Origin of the sequence: Bradyrhizobium sp. Gha (assembly GCF_900113735.1) — a bacterium.
GTDB lineage: Bacteria > Pseudomonadota > Alphaproteobacteria > Rhizobiales > Xanthobacteraceae > Bradyrhizobium.
Genome location: NZ_FOQM01000022.1, coordinates 73,265 through 89,189, shown reverse-complemented (window position 1 = coordinate 89,189; position 15,925 = coordinate 73,265). Strand labels below are relative to the sequence as shown.

16 protein-coding genes and 1 pseudogene are annotated in these 15,925 nt (G+C 64.8%); 10 read left to right on the top strand and 7 right to left on the bottom strand.

Going from position 1 to position 15,925, the window contains the following annotated elements; translation table 11 throughout:
- Nucleotides 1-89: 89 nt before the first annotated feature.
- The gene (locus BM222_RS24460) at nucleotides 90-974 is read left to right on the top strand and encodes a LysR family transcriptional regulator (RefSeq protein WP_092233315.1); all 885 of its coding nucleotides are present in this window, start codon (nucleotides 90-92) and stop codon (nucleotides 972-974) included.
- Between the two features lie 6 nt (nucleotides 975-980).
- On the opposite strand, the gene BM222_RS24455 is transcribed toward BM222_RS24460, so the two are convergent.
- Nucleotides 981-2,126, bottom strand: a complete 1,146-nt coding sequence (locus tag BM222_RS24455) for an acyl-CoA dehydrogenase family protein (RefSeq protein WP_092233473.1) — start codon at nucleotides 2,124-2,126, stop codon at nucleotides 981-983.
- Between the two features lie 140 nt (nucleotides 2,127-2,266).
- Nucleotides 2,267-2,979, bottom strand: a pseudogene (locus BM222_RS24450) (SDR family NAD(P)-dependent oxidoreductase).
- A gap of 304 nt (nucleotides 2,980-3,283) precedes the next feature.
- On the opposite strand from BM222_RS24450, the gene BM222_RS24445 reads away from it, so the two are divergent.
- Both BM222_RS24445 and BM222_RS24440 read left to right on the top strand, forming a co-directional pair.
- Nucleotides 3,284-3,943, top strand: a complete 660-nt coding sequence (locus tag BM222_RS24445; RefSeq protein ID WP_092233312.1) for a TetR/AcrR family transcriptional regulator — start codon at nucleotides 3,284-3,286, stop codon at nucleotides 3,941-3,943.
- A 64-nt stretch (nucleotides 3,944-4,007) separates the two neighbouring features.
- Complete coding sequence (locus BM222_RS24440; protein ID WP_092233308.1) at nucleotides 4,008-4,685, top strand: alpha/beta hydrolase family protein; 678 nt, start codon at nucleotides 4,008-4,010, stop codon at nucleotides 4,683-4,685.
- A gap of 3 nt (nucleotides 4,686-4,688) precedes the next feature.
- On the opposite strand, the gene BM222_RS24435 is transcribed toward BM222_RS24440, so the two are convergent.
- Nucleotides 4,689-5,663: a ketopantoate reductase family protein gene (locus BM222_RS24435; RefSeq protein ID WP_092233303.1), complete on the bottom strand. Its 975-nt coding sequence runs from the start codon at nucleotides 5,661-5,663 to the stop codon at nucleotides 4,689-4,691.
- Between the two features lie 154 nt (nucleotides 5,664-5,817).
- Between BM222_RS24435 and BM222_RS24430 the strand changes: the two genes are divergently transcribed.
- Entirely contained in the window at nucleotides 5,818-6,621 is an 804-nt protein-coding gene (locus BM222_RS24430; protein WP_092233470.1) for an enoyl-CoA hydratase-related protein, read from the top strand.
- Nucleotides 6,622-6,655: 34 nt separating this feature from the next.
- Here the strand turns inward: BM222_RS24430 and BM222_RS24425 are convergent, their stop codons facing one another.
- On the bottom strand, nucleotides 6,656-7,540 hold the full coding sequence (locus BM222_RS24425) for a LysR family transcriptional regulator (RefSeq protein ID WP_092233300.1): 885 nt from the start codon (nucleotides 7,538-7,540) through the stop codon (nucleotides 6,656-6,658).
- Between the two features lie 108 nt (nucleotides 7,541-7,648).
- Between BM222_RS24425 and BM222_RS24420 the strand changes: the two genes are divergently transcribed.
- The 4 genes from BM222_RS24420 (at nucleotide 7,649) to BM222_RS24405 (ending at nucleotide 11,814) form a co-directional block, all read left to right on the top strand.
- The gene (locus tag BM222_RS24420; protein ID WP_092233296.1) at nucleotides 7,649-9,016 is read left to right on the top strand and encodes an FAD-dependent oxidoreductase; all 1,368 of its coding nucleotides are present in this window, start codon (nucleotides 7,649-7,651) and stop codon (nucleotides 9,014-9,016) included.
- Nucleotides 9,017-9,046: 30 nt separating this feature from the next.
- Nucleotides 9,047-10,051, top strand: coding sequence for an ABC transporter substrate-binding protein (locus BM222_RS24415; protein ID WP_092233293.1), 1,005 nt, complete (start codon nucleotides 9,047-9,049; stop codon nucleotides 10,049-10,051).
- Between the two features lie 175 nt (nucleotides 10,052-10,226).
- Entirely contained in the window at nucleotides 10,227-11,000 is a 774-nt protein-coding gene (locus tag BM222_RS24410) for an ABC transporter ATP-binding protein (protein ID WP_092233290.1), read from the top strand.
- A complete protein-coding gene (locus BM222_RS24405; protein ID WP_092233287.1) occupies nucleotides 10,993-11,814 on the top strand; it encodes an ABC transporter permease in 822 nt (273 codons plus the stop codon). Before BM222_RS24410 ends, BM222_RS24405 begins: the two co-directional genes overlap by 8 nt.
- A gap of 144 nt (nucleotides 11,815-11,958) precedes the next feature.
- Here BM222_RS24405 and gtdA read toward each other — a convergent pair whose 3' ends face one another.
- Nucleotides 11,959-12,999, bottom strand: a complete 1,041-nt coding sequence (gene gtdA / locus BM222_RS24400) for a gentisate 1,2-dioxygenase (protein ID WP_092233467.1) — start codon at nucleotides 12,997-12,999, stop codon at nucleotides 11,959-11,961.
- Between the two features lie 170 nt (nucleotides 13,000-13,169).
- On the opposite strand from gtdA, the gene maiA reads away from it, so the two are divergent.
- Entirely contained in the window at nucleotides 13,170-13,802 is a 633-nt protein-coding gene (maiA, locus tag BM222_RS24395; RefSeq protein ID WP_092233284.1) for a maleylacetoacetate isomerase, read from the top strand.
- Nucleotides 13,792-14,304, top strand: coding sequence for a MarR family winged helix-turn-helix transcriptional regulator (locus tag BM222_RS24390; RefSeq protein WP_177243427.1), 513 nt, complete (start codon nucleotides 13,792-13,794; stop codon nucleotides 14,302-14,304). The genes maiA and BM222_RS24390 overlap by 11 nt, the downstream gene beginning before the upstream one ends.
- Nucleotides 14,305-14,343: 39 nt before the next feature.
- On the opposite strand, the gene BM222_RS24385 is transcribed toward BM222_RS24390, so the two are convergent.
- Both BM222_RS24385 and BM222_RS24380 read right to left on the bottom strand, forming a co-directional pair.
- Complete coding sequence (locus tag BM222_RS24385) at nucleotides 14,344-15,501, bottom strand: FAD-dependent monooxygenase (protein WP_177243426.1); 1,158 nt, start codon at nucleotides 15,499-15,501, stop codon at nucleotides 14,344-14,346.
- A gap of 151 nt (nucleotides 15,502-15,652) precedes the next feature.
- Nucleotides 15,653-15,847, bottom strand: a complete 195-nt coding sequence (locus BM222_RS24380) for a hypothetical protein (RefSeq protein WP_092233278.1) — start codon at nucleotides 15,845-15,847, stop codon at nucleotides 15,653-15,655.
- Nucleotides 15,848-15,925: the final 78 nt, after the last annotated feature.

Sequence of the window (15,925 nt, the reverse complement as noted above, 5' to 3'; positions counted from 1 at the left end):
TTGTGAGCGTCGCCACCATTTGATAGTTTCGCCCTATTTGATCATCATGTGTTTCGGAAGTTATTCATTTCCTGTATGTTGATGATCTCATGGATTCGCTGGTCAGCATGCGGGTGTTTTGCCTCGTCGCGGAGCTGAAGAGCTTTGCGGCGGCGGCGCAGCGCCTGCGCATCTCGCCCGCCATGGCCAGCAAGCACGTGATGCAGCTCGAGAAGCGGCTGGGCACGCGGCTGCTCAACCGGACCAGCCGGCGTGTCAGCCTGAGCGAGAGCGGCACGCTCTATTTCGAGCAGGCACGCCAGATGCTTGACTCGCTCGACGAAGTCGAAGCCGCGGTCAGCAAGGCGACCGTCGTGCCGCGCGGCACGCTGCGGCTGACCGCGCCGGTGTGGATGGCGAACACGATGTTTGCGGGGGTGCTGGCGGATTATCAGGCCCGCTATCCTGAGGTGCGCCTCGACGTCGATCTCGGCGGTCGGCTGGTCAATCTGGTCGAGGAGGGATTCGATCTCGCGCTGCGCGCAACCGGCACGCCTGACGCGGCGCTGATCGCGCGCCCCATCACCAGCGTGCCGTTCTACATGGTGGCCGCTCCCGCCTTCCTCAAACGGGCGGGGCGCCCGGCAACGTTCGCCGATCTCTCCGGCATTCCCCTGTTGCACTACGCGCTCTATCCCGGCGAGAGCTTCTCCTTCACCGGCGAGCAGGGCCCCGAGACCGTCAAGCTCAATCCAGTGCTGCGCAGCGGCAACGAAACGCTGCTGCACCTGGCTGCGCTGGAAGGCATGGGCCTCGCCTTCCTGCCGAAATGGCTGGTCGCTGACGACATTGCCAGCGGCCGTCTCGAGCACGTGATGCCCGGCCACATCATTTTCGCTGGAAAGCTGTTCGCGGTCTACCCCAGCCGCAAATATCTCTCCGCGAAGGTGCGGACCTTCATCGACTTCGTCGCCGGCGACAAGCGGATGAGGTAGCCGCCCTTACAGCGATCTCGCGATCAACAGCTTCATGATCTCGTTGGTGCCGCCATAGATCTTCTGGATCCGGGAATCGATGAAGATGCGCGAGATCGGATATTCCTGCATGTAGCCATAGCCGCCGAACAGCTGAAGGCATTCGTCGGCGGTCTGCACCTGCTTGTCCGAGCACCAGTATTTCGCCATCGACGCGGTGACGGTGTCGAGGTCGCCTGCGACCAATTGCTCGATGCACCAGTCGACGAAGACCCGTGCGATCATCGCTTCGGTCTTGCGTTCGGCGAGCGTGAAGGCGGTGTTCTGGAAATCCATCAGCGGTTTGCCGAATGCTTTCCGCTCCTTGGTGTACTCGGTGGTGAGCCTGATCGCGCGCTCCATCGAGGCCACTGCGCCGACCGCGAGCGCGAGCCGCTCCTGCGGCAGCTGCTGCATCAGCTGGACAAAGCCCTGGCCTTCCTCCTTGCCGAGCAGGTTTTCCGGCGGCACGGTCACGTTGTCGAAGAACAGCTCTGACGTGTCGGAGGCGTGCAGGCCGATCTTGTCGAGGTTGCGCCCGCGCTTGTAACCCTCGGCACCGTGGGTCTCGACCACGATCAGCGAGATGCCCTTGGCGCCGGCATCACCGGTGCGCGCGACCACGATGACGAGATCGGCAGCCTGGCCGTTGGTGATGAACGTCTTCTGGCCGTTGATGACGTAGGAATTGCCTTGCTTCTTGGCGGTGGTCTTCACGGCTTGAAGGTCGGAGCCGGTGCCGGGCTCGGTCATGGCGATGGCGCCGACCATCTCGCCGGAGGCCATCTTCGGCAGCCAGCGCTTCTTCTGCTCCTCCGAGCCGTAATTGAGGATGTAATGCGCGACGATGGCGCTGTGCACGGAGACGCCGGTCGTGAGCTCCGGCACCGTGCTTTCGAGATCATCCAGCACGGCGGCCTCATAGGCGAAGGTCGCGCCCAGCCCGCCATATTCCTCCGGCACGCTCGCCAGCAGCGCGCCCATCTCACCGAGCCCGCGCCAGGCGAAGCGGTCGACCATCTTCTGCTGGCGCCATTTCTCGGCATGCGGCGCCAGATCCCTGGCGAGATATTTCCGGAACTGGTCGCGGAAGACGTCGAGCTCTTCGGTCATCCAGGAGGAGCGGTAGGCCATGGTCACCTCGGTCGATCTTCTCGTCAACGGCGCGCGCATATCACGCGTGCCACAACGGCCAAGGCGGGCGCAAGCCCGCGCGTCGTGGTACGCCAAGCCCGGGTGCCGATAATTGCGTTTTCTGGCTGCTGGCCCCGCCGTTATCCGGCCTGCGCGGTCTTGCCGCCGTCGATGACGAATTGGCCGCCAGTCGTGTAGGGATGATCGTCCGAGGCGAGCACGAGCGCGAAGGCCGCGATCTCCTCCGCCGTTGCAACGCGTTGCAGACCCGGAACGTGCGACTTGGCCCATTGCGCGATGGCCACGTGCCAGGCTGCGTCCGGCAGGCTCTCCATGCCGGCGAGACGGCGGATGAAGGGCGTATCGGTCGTGCCCGGGATCAGCGTGTTGATGCGGATGCCGTGTTGGGCATATTCCAGCGCTGCAGCCTGGACCAAGCCGACGAGGCCGCGCTTGGCCGCAGAATAGGCGGAGCGGTTGGGCGAGGTGGCGATGGCGTTCGACGACGAGGTGACGACGATCGATCCGCCCTTCTGCAACATATGCGGGATCTGGTACTTCATCGACAGGAACACGCCGCGCAAGTCGGTGCCGATGACGTCGTCGAACTCTGTTGCGCTCAATTGATGCAGGGGCTTTTCGATGGAGATGCCGGCATTGTTGAAGGCGACGTCGAGACCACCGTACAGGCCGATGGTCTTGTCGACCAGGACCCTGACCTCGGCCTCGTCGCGGACGTCGGCGCGCATGAACGTCGCCTGGCCGCCTGCAGCTCTCGCCTCTGCTACACCTGCTGGCCGCGTTCGAGATTGCGTCCGCAGAAAACGACGCGTCCGCCCTCGGCGGCGAACATCAGCGTGGCGGCGCGGCCGATGCCGGAAGTGCCGCCGGTCACGACGATGACCTTGTCCGTAAAGCGCTGCCGGCCGCTCGGCTTTTGCCGGGGCAGCGCGGCGCCCTGGCCGAGCGCCACACCGCCGGCGAGACCGCCGATAGCGCCCGCCAGCATGCCGAGTGCGGCGCCGCCGACCAGATGGCGCCGTTTCACCGGAGAGGTTGCGGTGCTATGCTCCGTTTCGGTCATTGCGAATCCTCCGGCGTCTCTATCTTAACGGTGTTAAGATCATTAGGCCTCAATCTAAACAGTGTCAAGTTGCATGAAGAAAGCCATCGCGCGCGGCAATCCGAAGGGCATGGCGCCCCCGGGCAGGTCGGATACCGGCTACCATCACGGCGAACTCCAGGAAGCGCTGATCGCCGCGAGCGAAGCCATCCTGGCCGAGCACGGCGCCGACGGATTCACGCTGCGCGAGGCAGCGCGGCGGGCGGGCGTGTCACCGGCCGCGCCGTCGCACCATTTCGGCAATGCGCAAGGGCTGCTCACCGAGGTCGCGATCCGCGGCTACGAGGCGCTGGCCGCCGCGCTGCTTCAGGCCGCGTCCGGCAAGCGGAATGCGCGCGACAGGCTGCACGCGCAGGGACTTGCCTATGTCGAATTCGCGCTGACTCATCCGGGGCGCTTCCAGATGATGTTCGCCAACAAGCGTCTCGTTGCGGACGACGAGCGGCTCAGAGCCGCAATCAAGGCCGCAGGCCGCGAATTCGAGCGCGTCGTCGCGGAGCTCGCCGGCGGTACGCCGAAGCAGACCGGGATCGCCGCGGCGGCGGCTTGGTCGACCGTTCATGGTTTCGCCAAGCTCGCGCTCGAAGGAAAGTTCGGCGCTGGCAATGACGAGGCCGGCCGTCGCGAAATCATGCGCATGCTGGTTCAGGTGCTGAACCATCTCTGGCCACGGGATGCGCGGGATGTCGCCTGAACACTTGCGTTTCCGCGCGGCTCGATGAATCTAGGCGGGCCAGCAGCAATCGGAACGCCGGGAAATGACCGTCAGCACGCGCGAGCTCAAGCTCGACATCGAAGGCACCGGCACAGTCTCCGCGATTCTGATGGTGCCCGCCGATGCGCGCGCCTGTTACATCCTGGCGCATGGCGCCGGGGCCGGAATGCGGCATGCGTCGATGGAGAAGATTGCCGAGGGCCTCGCAGATCGCGGAATCGCGACGTTCCGCTTCAATTTTCCCTACATGGAAACCAAGCAGGGTCGTCCCGACCAGCCTGTTGTCGCGCATGCCACCATCCGCGCGGCAGTGGAGGAGGCGACGCGGCTTTGCCCGGGTGTGAAGCTCGTCGCGGGTGGCAAGTCGTTCGGTGGACGGATGACATCGCAGGCACAGTCGAAGGCTGCGCTGCCCGGCGTCAAAGGTCTCGCCTTCCTCGGCTTCCCCTTGCATGCCGACAAGAAGCCATCGACCGAGCGCGCCGAGCACCTTCATCGCGTCGCCGTTCCCATGTTGTTTCTCCAGGGGACGCGCGACGGGCTCGCCGACCTGGGCCTGCTGAGGCCCGTCGTCGCGGCACTCGGAGCCAAGGCGACGCTGCATGAGATCGAAGGCGGCGATCATTCCTTCGCGGTGCTGAAAAAGTCCGGCCGCACCAACGACGAGGCGCTCGCAGAAGTGCTCGATACGCTCGCGGCATGGATCGATGAACTCAGCTGAGGTTCAGGCGGAGTAAAGCCCCTTGTCCCGCGCCTTCTGAATCGCGAGCGCGGCAATCAGGTCGAGCGTGGGAGTAGACAGGCCGGCAGTTCGCGCGAAAGCGGCGGGCGCCTTCACCAGCACGTCGATCTCCATGGCGCGGCCGAGCTCGTAATCCTGCAGCAGCGATGGCTTGTGGTTGGGAGCGGGACCACTGCGTGTCACGCGCTTGACCTCGGGAATGAAGTGTTGCGCGACATCGTTGGCCTCGTTCAGCATCCGCGGGATGAGCTCGGAGAACGCGGGATCGTCGCGCACGCCGCGCGCGGTCTGGCCTGTCAGCAGGCACAGCACCGACAGCGACATGTTGGTCAGCAGCTTTGACCAGATTGCCTCGCGGATCTCGGCCACCGGCGGCGATTCCAGCCGCGCGTCGTTGAAGACGCCGCGGAGCTTGGTGATGCGCTCGCAATTGCGGTCGTCGCATTCGCCGATCAGGAGCCGATTGCGGTCCGGCGTCAGGTTCTGCACCACGCCGGGCGCCGTCACCTCGTTGGAAGAGAAGATGACGCCGCCGATGATCCGCTCCTTCGGGATGCAGGCGCGCAAGCGCCCTCCTGGATCGAGGAAGGAAATATCCGGCGGCCTCGGATGTCGCGGCGGCAGACCGATTCCATACCACCAGGGAATGCCGTTCTGCGCAAAGACGATCGCGGTCTCGTCGTGCAGCAGCGGCTTGATGCTCGAAACCAGCCCGGTCAGCGCGGTCGCCTTCAGCGTCGAGACCACGACGTCCTGCTGGCCGAGCTGGGCCGGATCGCCAGAGGCGTTCACCTTGACGCCGACCTCGGAATCGCCGACGCGCAGCTTGAGGCCATTGGCGCGGACTGCCTCCAGATGCGCGCCCCGCATCACGCAGCTGACTTCATGGCCGGCGCGCGCCAGCCGGACCGCGAGATGGCTGCCGACGGCGCCCGCGCCGAAAATGCAGATGCGCATGTGGTGTCTCGTCCCTGATCCCTAGGTGCCGCCCGGCGGCAGCATGACACAAGCCGCCATGCGATGGGCGCGGCCGCCCCACGCTGGAAAGATATGGATCAAGACGCATTGCCTCGGCCATTATGTGCGCCATCAGAATGACCGGAGATCGCCGATGACCGCCAGCCCCGTCCTGTGGAGCCTTGATGAGCGTGGGGTTGCGACCGTCACGTTGAATCGCCCGGAGGTCAACAACGCCTATGACGGCGCGCTGATCGCGGGCGTGCTCGCGGCCATGGACGAGCTGGCCAAGAAGCCGAGCTTGCGCGTCGTCGTGCTCAGGGGCAACGGCAAGCACTTCCAGGCCGGCGCCGACCTGAAATGGATCAACGGCGTGCGGCCGCAATCACCTGAGGCCAACGAGGCGGCGTCGCGGGCGACGTTCGAAGCCGTGCAGCGGCTCAACACCTTGCCGATCCCGACCGTGGCGCTGGTGCAGGGCGGCTGCTTCGGTGGCGGTACCGGCGTGATTGCGGCCTGCGATGTGGTGATTGCGGCCGACAACGCCCTGTTCTCCATCACTGAGGTGCGCTGGGGCCTGACCGCCGCGATCATCATCCCCCAGCTATGCGACGCCATCGGCGTCCGGCAAGTCCGCCGTTACGCACTGACCGGCGAACGCTTTGGCGCCGAGGACGCCCGCCGCATCGGGCTTGTCCACGAGGTGGTGCCGCTCGCCGATCTCGACGCCGCAGGCAGCAAGGTGGTCGAGCAGCTGCTGGCCAACGGCCCGGAGGCGATGGCCGAGACCAAGCGGCTGGCACTGGAGAGCTCGTTCGGTGGAATGGCGGTGGATGATGCGACCTACACCCGGCTCGTCCAGCTGCATTCGCTCAAGCGGCAAAGCGCGGAAGCAGCAGAGGGGCTGGCGTCCTTTGCCGAGAAGCGCGCGGCGAAGTGGGGCGGCGGGAAGGGCTGAGTCTCGGCAGCTTAACGGCCAACAGCACCGCAATTCACAGCGACGGCGCGAGTGACGTTTTGAGCAAGGTCAGCAGCGCCTGCACGGCGGCCGCGTTGCGCCGGCGTTCGGGGATAGCCGCCTTCACCCACAACTCCGGAATCGGAAACTCGCGGAGCACCGGTTTCAGCGTGCCGTCGCGCAACGAGTCCGCAACGAGATAGTGCGAGATCAGCGTGATGCCGTTGCCGGCGATCGCGCTGCGCGCCAGCACATGTCCCTCATTGGAGGAGAGCAGGGGGCTGACCTGGATGCTGATGCGGCCGCGCGGCCCGTCAAAGACCCATTCGGGGCCTGTCGGCATGAAGCTGAGGCAGCGATGCTCGACGAGATCGCGCGGATGCTTCGGCGTGCCGTGCTTCCTAAGATAAGCCGGCGAGGCGCAAAGCAGTCGTTTCAGCGGGACCAGTGGTTCGTCGACCACGCCGCCGAAGGAATGCGGAAAGGCGCCGATCGCGATGTCGAAACCTTCGGTGACGGGATCGACCGGACGGTCGATCAGCACGATCTCGAGCTTCAGCCGTGGATTCTGCGTCTGGAATGCGCTGAAGGCATCCGCAAGCCGCGCGACGGTCATCGAGGTCGGCGCCTTGATGCGGAGGTGATCGACGAGATCGTGGCGCTTCTCGCCCATGCGTGAGAGCAGATCGGTGGCATCCATGACGACGCCGCGGGCGCGATGCACGTAGCGCTGGCCGGCCTCGGTCAGCCGCAATTGCCGGGTCGAGCGGTGAAACAGCGGCGTACCGATCCGTGCCTCCAGCTGCGCGACGCGCTTGGCCACGACCGAGGTCGAGACATCGAGTTTTCGCGCGGCGGCGGAAAATCCGGCCGCGTCGGCGGTGGCGAGGAAGGCCTCAAGATTCACCAGGATGTCCATGTCGACTTTTCGCGTTTCGAGAAAGCTGATCGCATATTTTGGTGGATTGTAGCCCGCTACGCGCTAATTCATAGTCGCCTCCAAGCAACGGATGTTGGGAAGGACGCCATGCGGGCCACGACGATCAAGGAACCAGCACGGCAGGTGCCGCTCTATGGCGAATACGAGGTCGTCGTGCTCGGCGGCGGCCCGGCCGGCATCGTGGCTGCGGCCTCGTCCGCGCGCGCCGGGCGGAAGACGCTGCTGATCGAGCGCTACGGCTTTCTCGGCGGCATGGGCACCGCGGCCGGCGTCACCAATTTCTGCGGCCTGCATGGCAATGTCTATGGCGAGGCCGTCAGGCTCGTGCAGGGCATGGCCTCCGACCTGCTGGCGCGGATCGACCATCTCAACGGCCTCAACGCGCCGCATCTGATCCTCGGCAAGGTCTTTGCCCAGGCCTACGACACCGCTGCCTACAAGATCGCGGCGGATGAGCTGCTCGCCAGCCACAAGGTGCACATTCTCTTCCATGCGCTCGGCGCAGGCGTTGTGATGGGGGCTGACCGCCGCATCGACGCGCTCATGATTGAGACCAAGGCCGGCCGGCAGGCGGTACGCGCGGAGATCTTCATTGATTGCTCCGGCGACGGCGATCTCGCGGTCTGGGCCGGTGCGCCGTTCGAGGTCGGGGACGAGCACGGTCATCCGATGTACCCGTCGATGATGCTGCGCCTCAACGGCATCGACCCTGCGAGGGCCGGCGATGCCTGGCGGACCATCCCGCAACTGATGGAAGCGGCCACCGCGGCCGGCACGCACAGATTCCCGCGCAAGAGCGCGATCGTACGGCCGCAAAAATCCGGCATCGAATGGCGGGTGAATTTCACGCAAGTGGCGCGTGAGGACGGCCATGCCATCAACGGCGTCGAGCCTGATGATCTCACCCGTGGCGAGATCGAGGGCCGCAAGCAGGCGCTCGCAGCCTTCGAGTTCCTGCGCACGGTGCCGGGCTTCGAAAAGTCCTATATCGTCGATTTGCCGCCGCAACTCGGCATCCGCGAGACCCGCCGCATCAAGGGCGGCTACCAGCTCAGCGGCGAGGACGTGCTCGGCTGTGCCTCGTTCGAGGATTCCATCGGCGTCAATGGCTGGCCCATCGAGGCCCATGTGCCCGGCGATGTCGTCTTCACCTTCCCGCCGATCCCGGAATCGCGCGGCTACAACGAATTGCCGTATCGCATGCTGGTGCCCGAGGGCGTAGACAATCTGTTGGTCGCCGGCCGCTGCGCCTCCATGACCCACGAGGGCCAGTCGGCCGCGCGTGTCTCCGGCGCCTGCTTCGTGATGGGCGAGGCCGCCGGTTCCGCGGCTGCGCTGGCGCTGTCAGGAAACAGGATCCCGCGCGACATACCGGTTGAAAAATTGCAGGAAACGTTGAAACAACAGGGCGCCTTCATCGGACGGGATCAACCGCTGCCGAAGGGCCTGTCATGAACTGCAAGAAGAACCATTGGAGGAAGCGGGATGATCGGAATTGCGCGGGTCGCGGCACTTAGCCTTTTGGCTATGATGGCGATGGGCACGGCCCAGGCCGAGGACGCACTGAAGGCCAAGGTCGGCGTGCTCCGCCTGTCGTCCTCCGCGCCCGTCTTCATTGCGCAGGACAAGGGCTATTTCCGCGACGCCGGCCTCGACGTCGATCTGAAATTCTTCGACGCGGCGCAGCCGATCGCGGTCGCCACCACCTCGGGCGATGTCGATTTCGGCGTCACCGCCTTCACGGCGGGGCTCTACAATCTCGCCGGCAAGGGCGTGCTGAAGGTGATCGGCGGCATGAGCCGCGAGAAATCAGGCTATCCCCTGATCGGCTATTTCGCCAGCAACAACGCCTATGCCGCCGGGTTGAAGACGCCGAAGGACCTCGCCGGCAAGCGCATCGCGGTCACGCAAGTCGGATCATCCTTCCATTATTCGCTCGGCCTGCTCGCCGACAAATACGGCTTCAAGCTTTCCGACGTGAAGATCGTGCCGCTGCAGTCGTTGTCTAACGCAGCCGCTGCGTTGAAGGGAGAGACCGTCGATGCGGCGCTGCTGCCGATCTCCACCGCGCGAAAGCTGATGGACGAGGGCGGTGCGAAGTTTTTGGGCTGGGTCGGCGACGAGACGCCCTGGCAATTGGGCGCGGTGTTCGCTTCGCCGAAGACGCTGACCAACAAGGCGCTGGTGACGAAATTCCTTGGCGTGCTTGCGAAAGCCGACCGCGAATATCACGATGTGATCCTCGCTTCGATGAAGGACGGCGTTGCGCCGATCAACGAGCACACAAAACCGCTGCTGGAGATCATCGCGAAATACACCAACCTGCCGGTCGAGCAGGTGGTCGGCAACTGCGCCTATATCGATCCCGACGGCAAGCTCGACGTCAAGAACGTCGACAACCAGATCAAATGGCTTCAGGAGCAGGGTTTCGTCGACAAGGGCTTTGACGCCGATGCGATCATCGCCAAGGATTACGTGAAGGCGGATTGATGCTGCGGGCTCTGCTCTATCTCCGTCATCCTGAGGTGCTCGCAGCGCAGTGCATCCGCACTGCGCTGCGAGCCTCGAAGGATAGACGGCCGAGCTCCATCTGGGCCGCACATCGTTCGAGGCTCGCTTCGCTCGCACCTCAGGATGACGGGGCGAGAGCGAGAGGATTCATCCCATGGACCTGATCGCCAACCACATCTCCCACCACTTCGGCGATCTCGCCGTCCTCGACGACATCTCCTTCACGGTGAGTTCAGGCGAGGTGGTGGCGATCGTGGGTCCATCCGGCTGCGGCAAGAGCACGCTGTTGTCGATCCTCGGCGGGTTGCTGCAGCCGACCTCAGGGGCGCCCGAGCTGCGCGGGGCGCCGCCGGCGGACAGTCTCAATCCGTTGACCTTCGTGTTCCAGGATTTTGCGCTGCTGCCCTGGGCGACGGTGGCGGAGAACGTCGAATTCCCATTGCTGCACACCCAGCTTTCGGCCGTGCAGCGCCGCGCGCTGGTCGAGGATGCCCTGCGCCGTACCGGTCTGACCGATTTCCGCAAGACTTATCCAAAGCAGCTTTCCGGCGGCATGCGTCAGCGCGTCGGCATTTCGCGTGCGCTCGCGGTGAAGCCGGCGATTCTGTTGATGGATGAGCCGCTCTCGGCGCTGGATTCGCAGACGCGCGAGCTCTTGATGGAAGATTTCGTCCGGCTGCTCGCCGACGGCGGCATGGGCGCGGCCTATGTCACGCACAATCTCGAGGAGGCGGCGCGGCTGGCCGATCGCATCGTGGTGCTGTCCCGGCGGCCGGGTCGCATTCGCGAGGTCGTGACGGTACCGATGACGCGCGCCGAGCGCGGCGAGACTGCCGCGCGAGAGAAGCTGCTGGCGCTGCAGGACCAGATCTGGTCGCTGATCCGCAACGAGGCGATCGACGCCGAGCGCGAGGTCCAGCATGCTTGATCGCGCGACCGATACATCGGCCAAGGACGATACGACGCGGCGCGTCCGCTTCCGCGGCGCGGGTTTCGTGCCGGCGTCCAGCCGTTTTGGTGGTTGGATCGCGCTCGCACTGGTCATTGCGATCTGGCAGGCTGCCGGCAGCGCCGGTATCGTCAATCCGTTGTTCCTGCCGGCACCCTCGGCGATCGTGCGCGCGATCTACGAGCTCGCGATGTCCGGTGCGCTCTGGCAGCATCTCTCGGCCTCGCTGCTGCGCATCGGCGTCGGCTGGCTGCTCGGCACCGCGGCTGGCGTCGTCGTCGGCTTTGCCATCGGCCTGTCCAGGCTCGCGCGTGGCGTCGGCATCACCTTCATCTCGGCGCTGTTCCCGATCCCGAAGATCGCACTGCTGCCGCTCCTGATCCTCTGGCTCGGCATCGGCGAAGAGCCGAAGATCGCGACCATAGCGCTCGGGGTGTTCTTCTCGACCGCGATCTCGGTCTATAGCGGCGTCGACGCCGTGCCGCGCAACCTCATCCGCATGGCGCAGAGTTTCAACGTCCCCTTCGCGACCATCGTCCGCAAGGTGGTCTGGCCCGGCGCGCTGCCCGCGATCCTCGCCGGCTTCCGCATCACGGCTTCTGTCGCGCTGCTGCTTGTCGTCAGTGCCGAGATGATCGGCGCGCAATACGGCATCGGCGCCTTCGTGCTCCAGGCCGGCAATCTGATGCAGACCGATCAGCTGCTCGCAGGCGTTGTGATCCTGTCGGTGTTCGGGTTGGTGGTGGGGAAGGTGATCGGCTGGCTGGAGACGCGGTTGTTGCACTGGCGGTAGCCAAACTCACCGCTGCCGTAGGGTGGGTTAGCGAAGCGTAACCCACCACTTCCTTCGACGCGGAGGGACCGATGGTGGATTACGCCTTCGGCTCATCCACCCTACGAGACTGGATTGCTTCGTCGCAATGACGACGTGGCAGGCTCACGCGTTGCCGCGATCCTCGCGAAACAGATCCAGCTTCTGCTGCACCGGCCGGTCCGAGAAGCTGAACAGCACGGCATCGTCATCCGCCTCGTGCGTCACCCAGTGCCAGCTCGGCACCACGAACAGGTCGCGCGGCCCCCATTCGAAAACGGCGTCGGCGATGCGGCTGCGGCCGCGGCCCTCGATCGGGCAGAACACGGTCGCATCGGTCGCGCGATAGCGCGCGGTCTTGAAGCCCTTCGGCAGCAGCTGGATGAACGTGCCGATGGTCGGCATCGCGAAATCGCCGGTCTCGGGGTTGCTGAATTTGAGTTTCAGCCCGTGGCAGGCGTCCCACTCCTGGCTCGTCCTGGCTTTCTCGAGCGCCTCGCGGGTGTAGGCGTAGGGGTAGCTGAAGATCGGCGATGTCTTCGATGACCGCTTCACGTCGACCGGGAGCAGATTATGGCCATAGCGGGCAAAGCTGGCGCCGGCGGGCTTCGTGATTTTCTGCTGGTCCTCTTTCGAGCCCTCCGCGAAAGAGCAGTCGAAGAACTGCACCAGGGGAATATCGAGTCCGTCGAGCCAGAACATCGGCTCGTCGGTTTCGTTGGAGTGATCGTGCCAGGTCATCGACGGCGTGATGATGAAGTCGCCTTGCTCCATTGCAGTGCGCTCGCCGTCAACGGCGGTGTGGGCGCCCCTGCCTTCGAGCACGAATCGCAGCGCCGATTGGCTGTGGCGATGGGCGGGGGCGACGTCGCCGGGCACCACCATCTGCACGCCCGCATAGAGCGAGGTCGTGATCTTGGACTGACCGCGCAGCCCGGGATTCTCGAGCACCAGCACGCGCCGCTCGGCTTCTTTCGCCGTGATCAGCTTGCCGGCCTCGGTCATGTAGTCGCGGATGACGTCGAACCTCCACAGATGCGGCCGGCAGGCGCTCTTCGGCTCCGGTGTGATCAGATCGCTCATCACCGTCCAGAGCGCGGTGAGATTTTCGCCGTCGATCTTCTTGTAGAACGCCTCGCGTTCCGGCGTCCTGGTCACGGCTTCCATGATGAGCCTCCCGTTCGTTTTGTTGATTGACAGTATACTGACGACCTGGATAGCGTCAATGCACGGGAACGTCATTCCGGGGCGTCCGAAGGGCGAACCGGAATCGCGAGAGTCCGGGTTCGATGCTGGCGCATCGAAGCCGGAACGACAAAGCAACAGGGAGGGTTCCGATGAAGCTGCACGGCTATTTCCGCTCCAGCGCCGCCTATCGCGTCCGGATCGCGCTCAATCTCAAGGGTCTCGGCGCCGAGCACCTGCCGCATCATCTACGCAGGGGCGAGCAATGCGCGCCTGCTTATCTCGCCATCAACCCGCAAGGCCTGGTGCCGGCGCTGGAGAACGATGCCGGCACGGTGCTGACCCAATCGGTCGCGATCATCGAATGGCTCGACGAGACCCATCCCAATCCGCCCCTTTTGCCAAAGGATTCGCTGCAACGTGCCAGGGTGCGGGCCTTCGCATTGGCGATCGCCTGTGACACCCATCCCGTGCAGAATCTGAAAGTGCTGGCGCGGCTGCGAGAGCTTGGCCTGGCCGAGGAGAAGGTCCAGGACTGGGCCGCCTGGGTCAATCGCGAGGGCCTGTCGGCCTGCGAGACGTTGATCAAGGACGAGCCGGGCTCGTTCTGCTTCGGCGACGCGCCGACGCTCGCCGATCTCTGTCTGGTGCCGCAGCTGGCCAATGCGCGCCGCTTCGGCGTCGACGTCTCGGCCTATCCGCGCCTGCTGAAGGCGGAAGCCGCGGCCAAGGCGCTGCCGGCCTTCACCAATGCCGCGCCGGAGAAGCAGCCCGATGCCGAGTAAGCCTCGTCCTTCGATCACAATCGACGCGATCTATGCCGCGCCGGGTTATCTGTTCCGGCGCATGCAGCAGATCGCGGTCTCGATCTTCATGGAGGAGTGCAAGGCGTTCGACCTCACGCCGGTGCAATATGCGGCGCTGGTTGCGATCCACACCCATCCCGGCATCGACGCGACACGACTGTCGGCCGTGATCGCCTTCGACCGCTCCACGCTCGGCAGCGTGATCGAGCGCCTACAGGCCAAGGATTATGTCGAGCGCAAGCCGGCCCCCGAGGACAAGCGGATCAGGCTGCTCTATCTGACCAGGCAAGGAACCGCGACCCTGCGCCAGATCATCCCCGCCGTCGAACGCGCCCAGGCGAGAATGCTGGACCCGCTCAAGCCCGCCGAGCGCAAGGCGTTGATGGGGTTGATGTCGCGGCTCGTCGATCTCAACAACGAGGCCTCGCGCGTGCCGCTGCGGGCCGAGGATGCGCTGGAGCATTTGGGCAAGGCGGGGTGAGGTTGCCCGCGCAGCACCGCGCATTCGCGTATCTCTGGCTCATGGCGAGGCCTCACCGACCGCTTCTCCGCCGCCGTTCTTTCCGGCCTCGTAGCGGGCCATGAAGGCCGGCGACATCGCACGCAGCCGGGAATCATCGATGCGGCCTGAGCGGGTGATGTAGCTATAGGCGAAGTCGAGCAGGCCGAGCTGCATGTGCTGGGCGAAGTGCTCGTACCAGAAAGCGCTGGTGCGCGCGGCATTGACGAGCGTCTGCACCACCGGCTTGCGGGCCGCTTGATAGCGATGCAGCGCGGTCGACAGATGGGCATCCGATTCCAGCGCCTTGACCAGCGCGATCGCGTCCTCGATCGCGAGCCGCGTCCCCGAACCGATCGAGAAATGCGCCGAGTGCAGCGCGTCCCCGATCAGCACCATGTTCTTGAACGACCAGTGCTCGTTCCAGACCCAGGGAAAATTACGCCACACCGATTTGTTCGAGACCAGACAATGGCCGCCGAGCGTGTCGGCAAACACCTCCTCGCAGACGCCCTTGGACTGCTCGACGTCCTTGTAGGCGAAGCCATAGGCCTGCCAGGTGGCATGGTCGCACTCGACCAGGAACGTGCTCATCGTCGGCGAATAGCGGTAGTGATGGGCGTTGAAGGCGCCGCGATCGGTCTTCACGAAGGTCTGGGACAGCGTGTCGAAGCGCTTCGAGGTGCCGTACCAGACGAACTTGTTGGACGAATAGGACAGCGAGGTGCCGAAATCGCCTTCATAGGCGCGGCGCACCAGCGAATTCAGCCCGTCGGCGGCGACGATCAGGTCGTGGCCGTTGAGCTGGTCGATCGCCTGGATCTGGGTGTCGAAGCGCGGGGTGACGCCGGCATCGAGCGCGCGCTGCTGCAGGAACTGCAGGAGCTCGAGCCGTCCGATCGAGGAGAAGCCGACACCGTCAATGACGACGCTGTCGCCGCCGTGATTCAGCGTGATGTTTTCCCAGCTCTCCATATGCGGCGCGATCGCATCCACGGTCTCGGGGTCGTCGGCCCGCAGGAACTCCAAGGCCTGATCGGAAAACACCACGCCAAAGCCCCAGGTCGCGTCGGCCGGGTTCTGTTCGAACAGGTCGACTTGATCCTCGGGGTGACGCTTCTTCCAGAGATAGGCAAAGTAGAGCCCGCCGGGCCCTCCACCAATCACGGCGATCCGCAAAGTCATCCTCCTGAATTGACAGTATACTTACTATCTCAGGGCAGACTGATCAGCTGCGGTCGCCCACCCCGGCGGAACCATCGGCAGGCAGAGCACCGCAGCACGACTGCGGGCAGCCGTCGTACGCATGCCCGAAATCGTCAGGTCCGAATCATAGCCAAACCATGCCGGCTTGGCCACCCGTGCCTCGGACGCAGCGCTTCACGTAGACGCCGTTCACCAGCACTCTGGTACGGCGGACCACAGGATGGCGGACCACGACCGCACCCCGCGCTCCGGCGCAACCGGCGCGGTAGACGCCGCGGGTGCACACCACTGCGTTGGCGTCGGATGGTTCGAAAGTCATGGTTGCCCCGACGGCGGGCAGCGCGGAACCGATAAGCAGACTGAACGCATGTCTTCCTCCCGGTCTTGTCGTGATTGA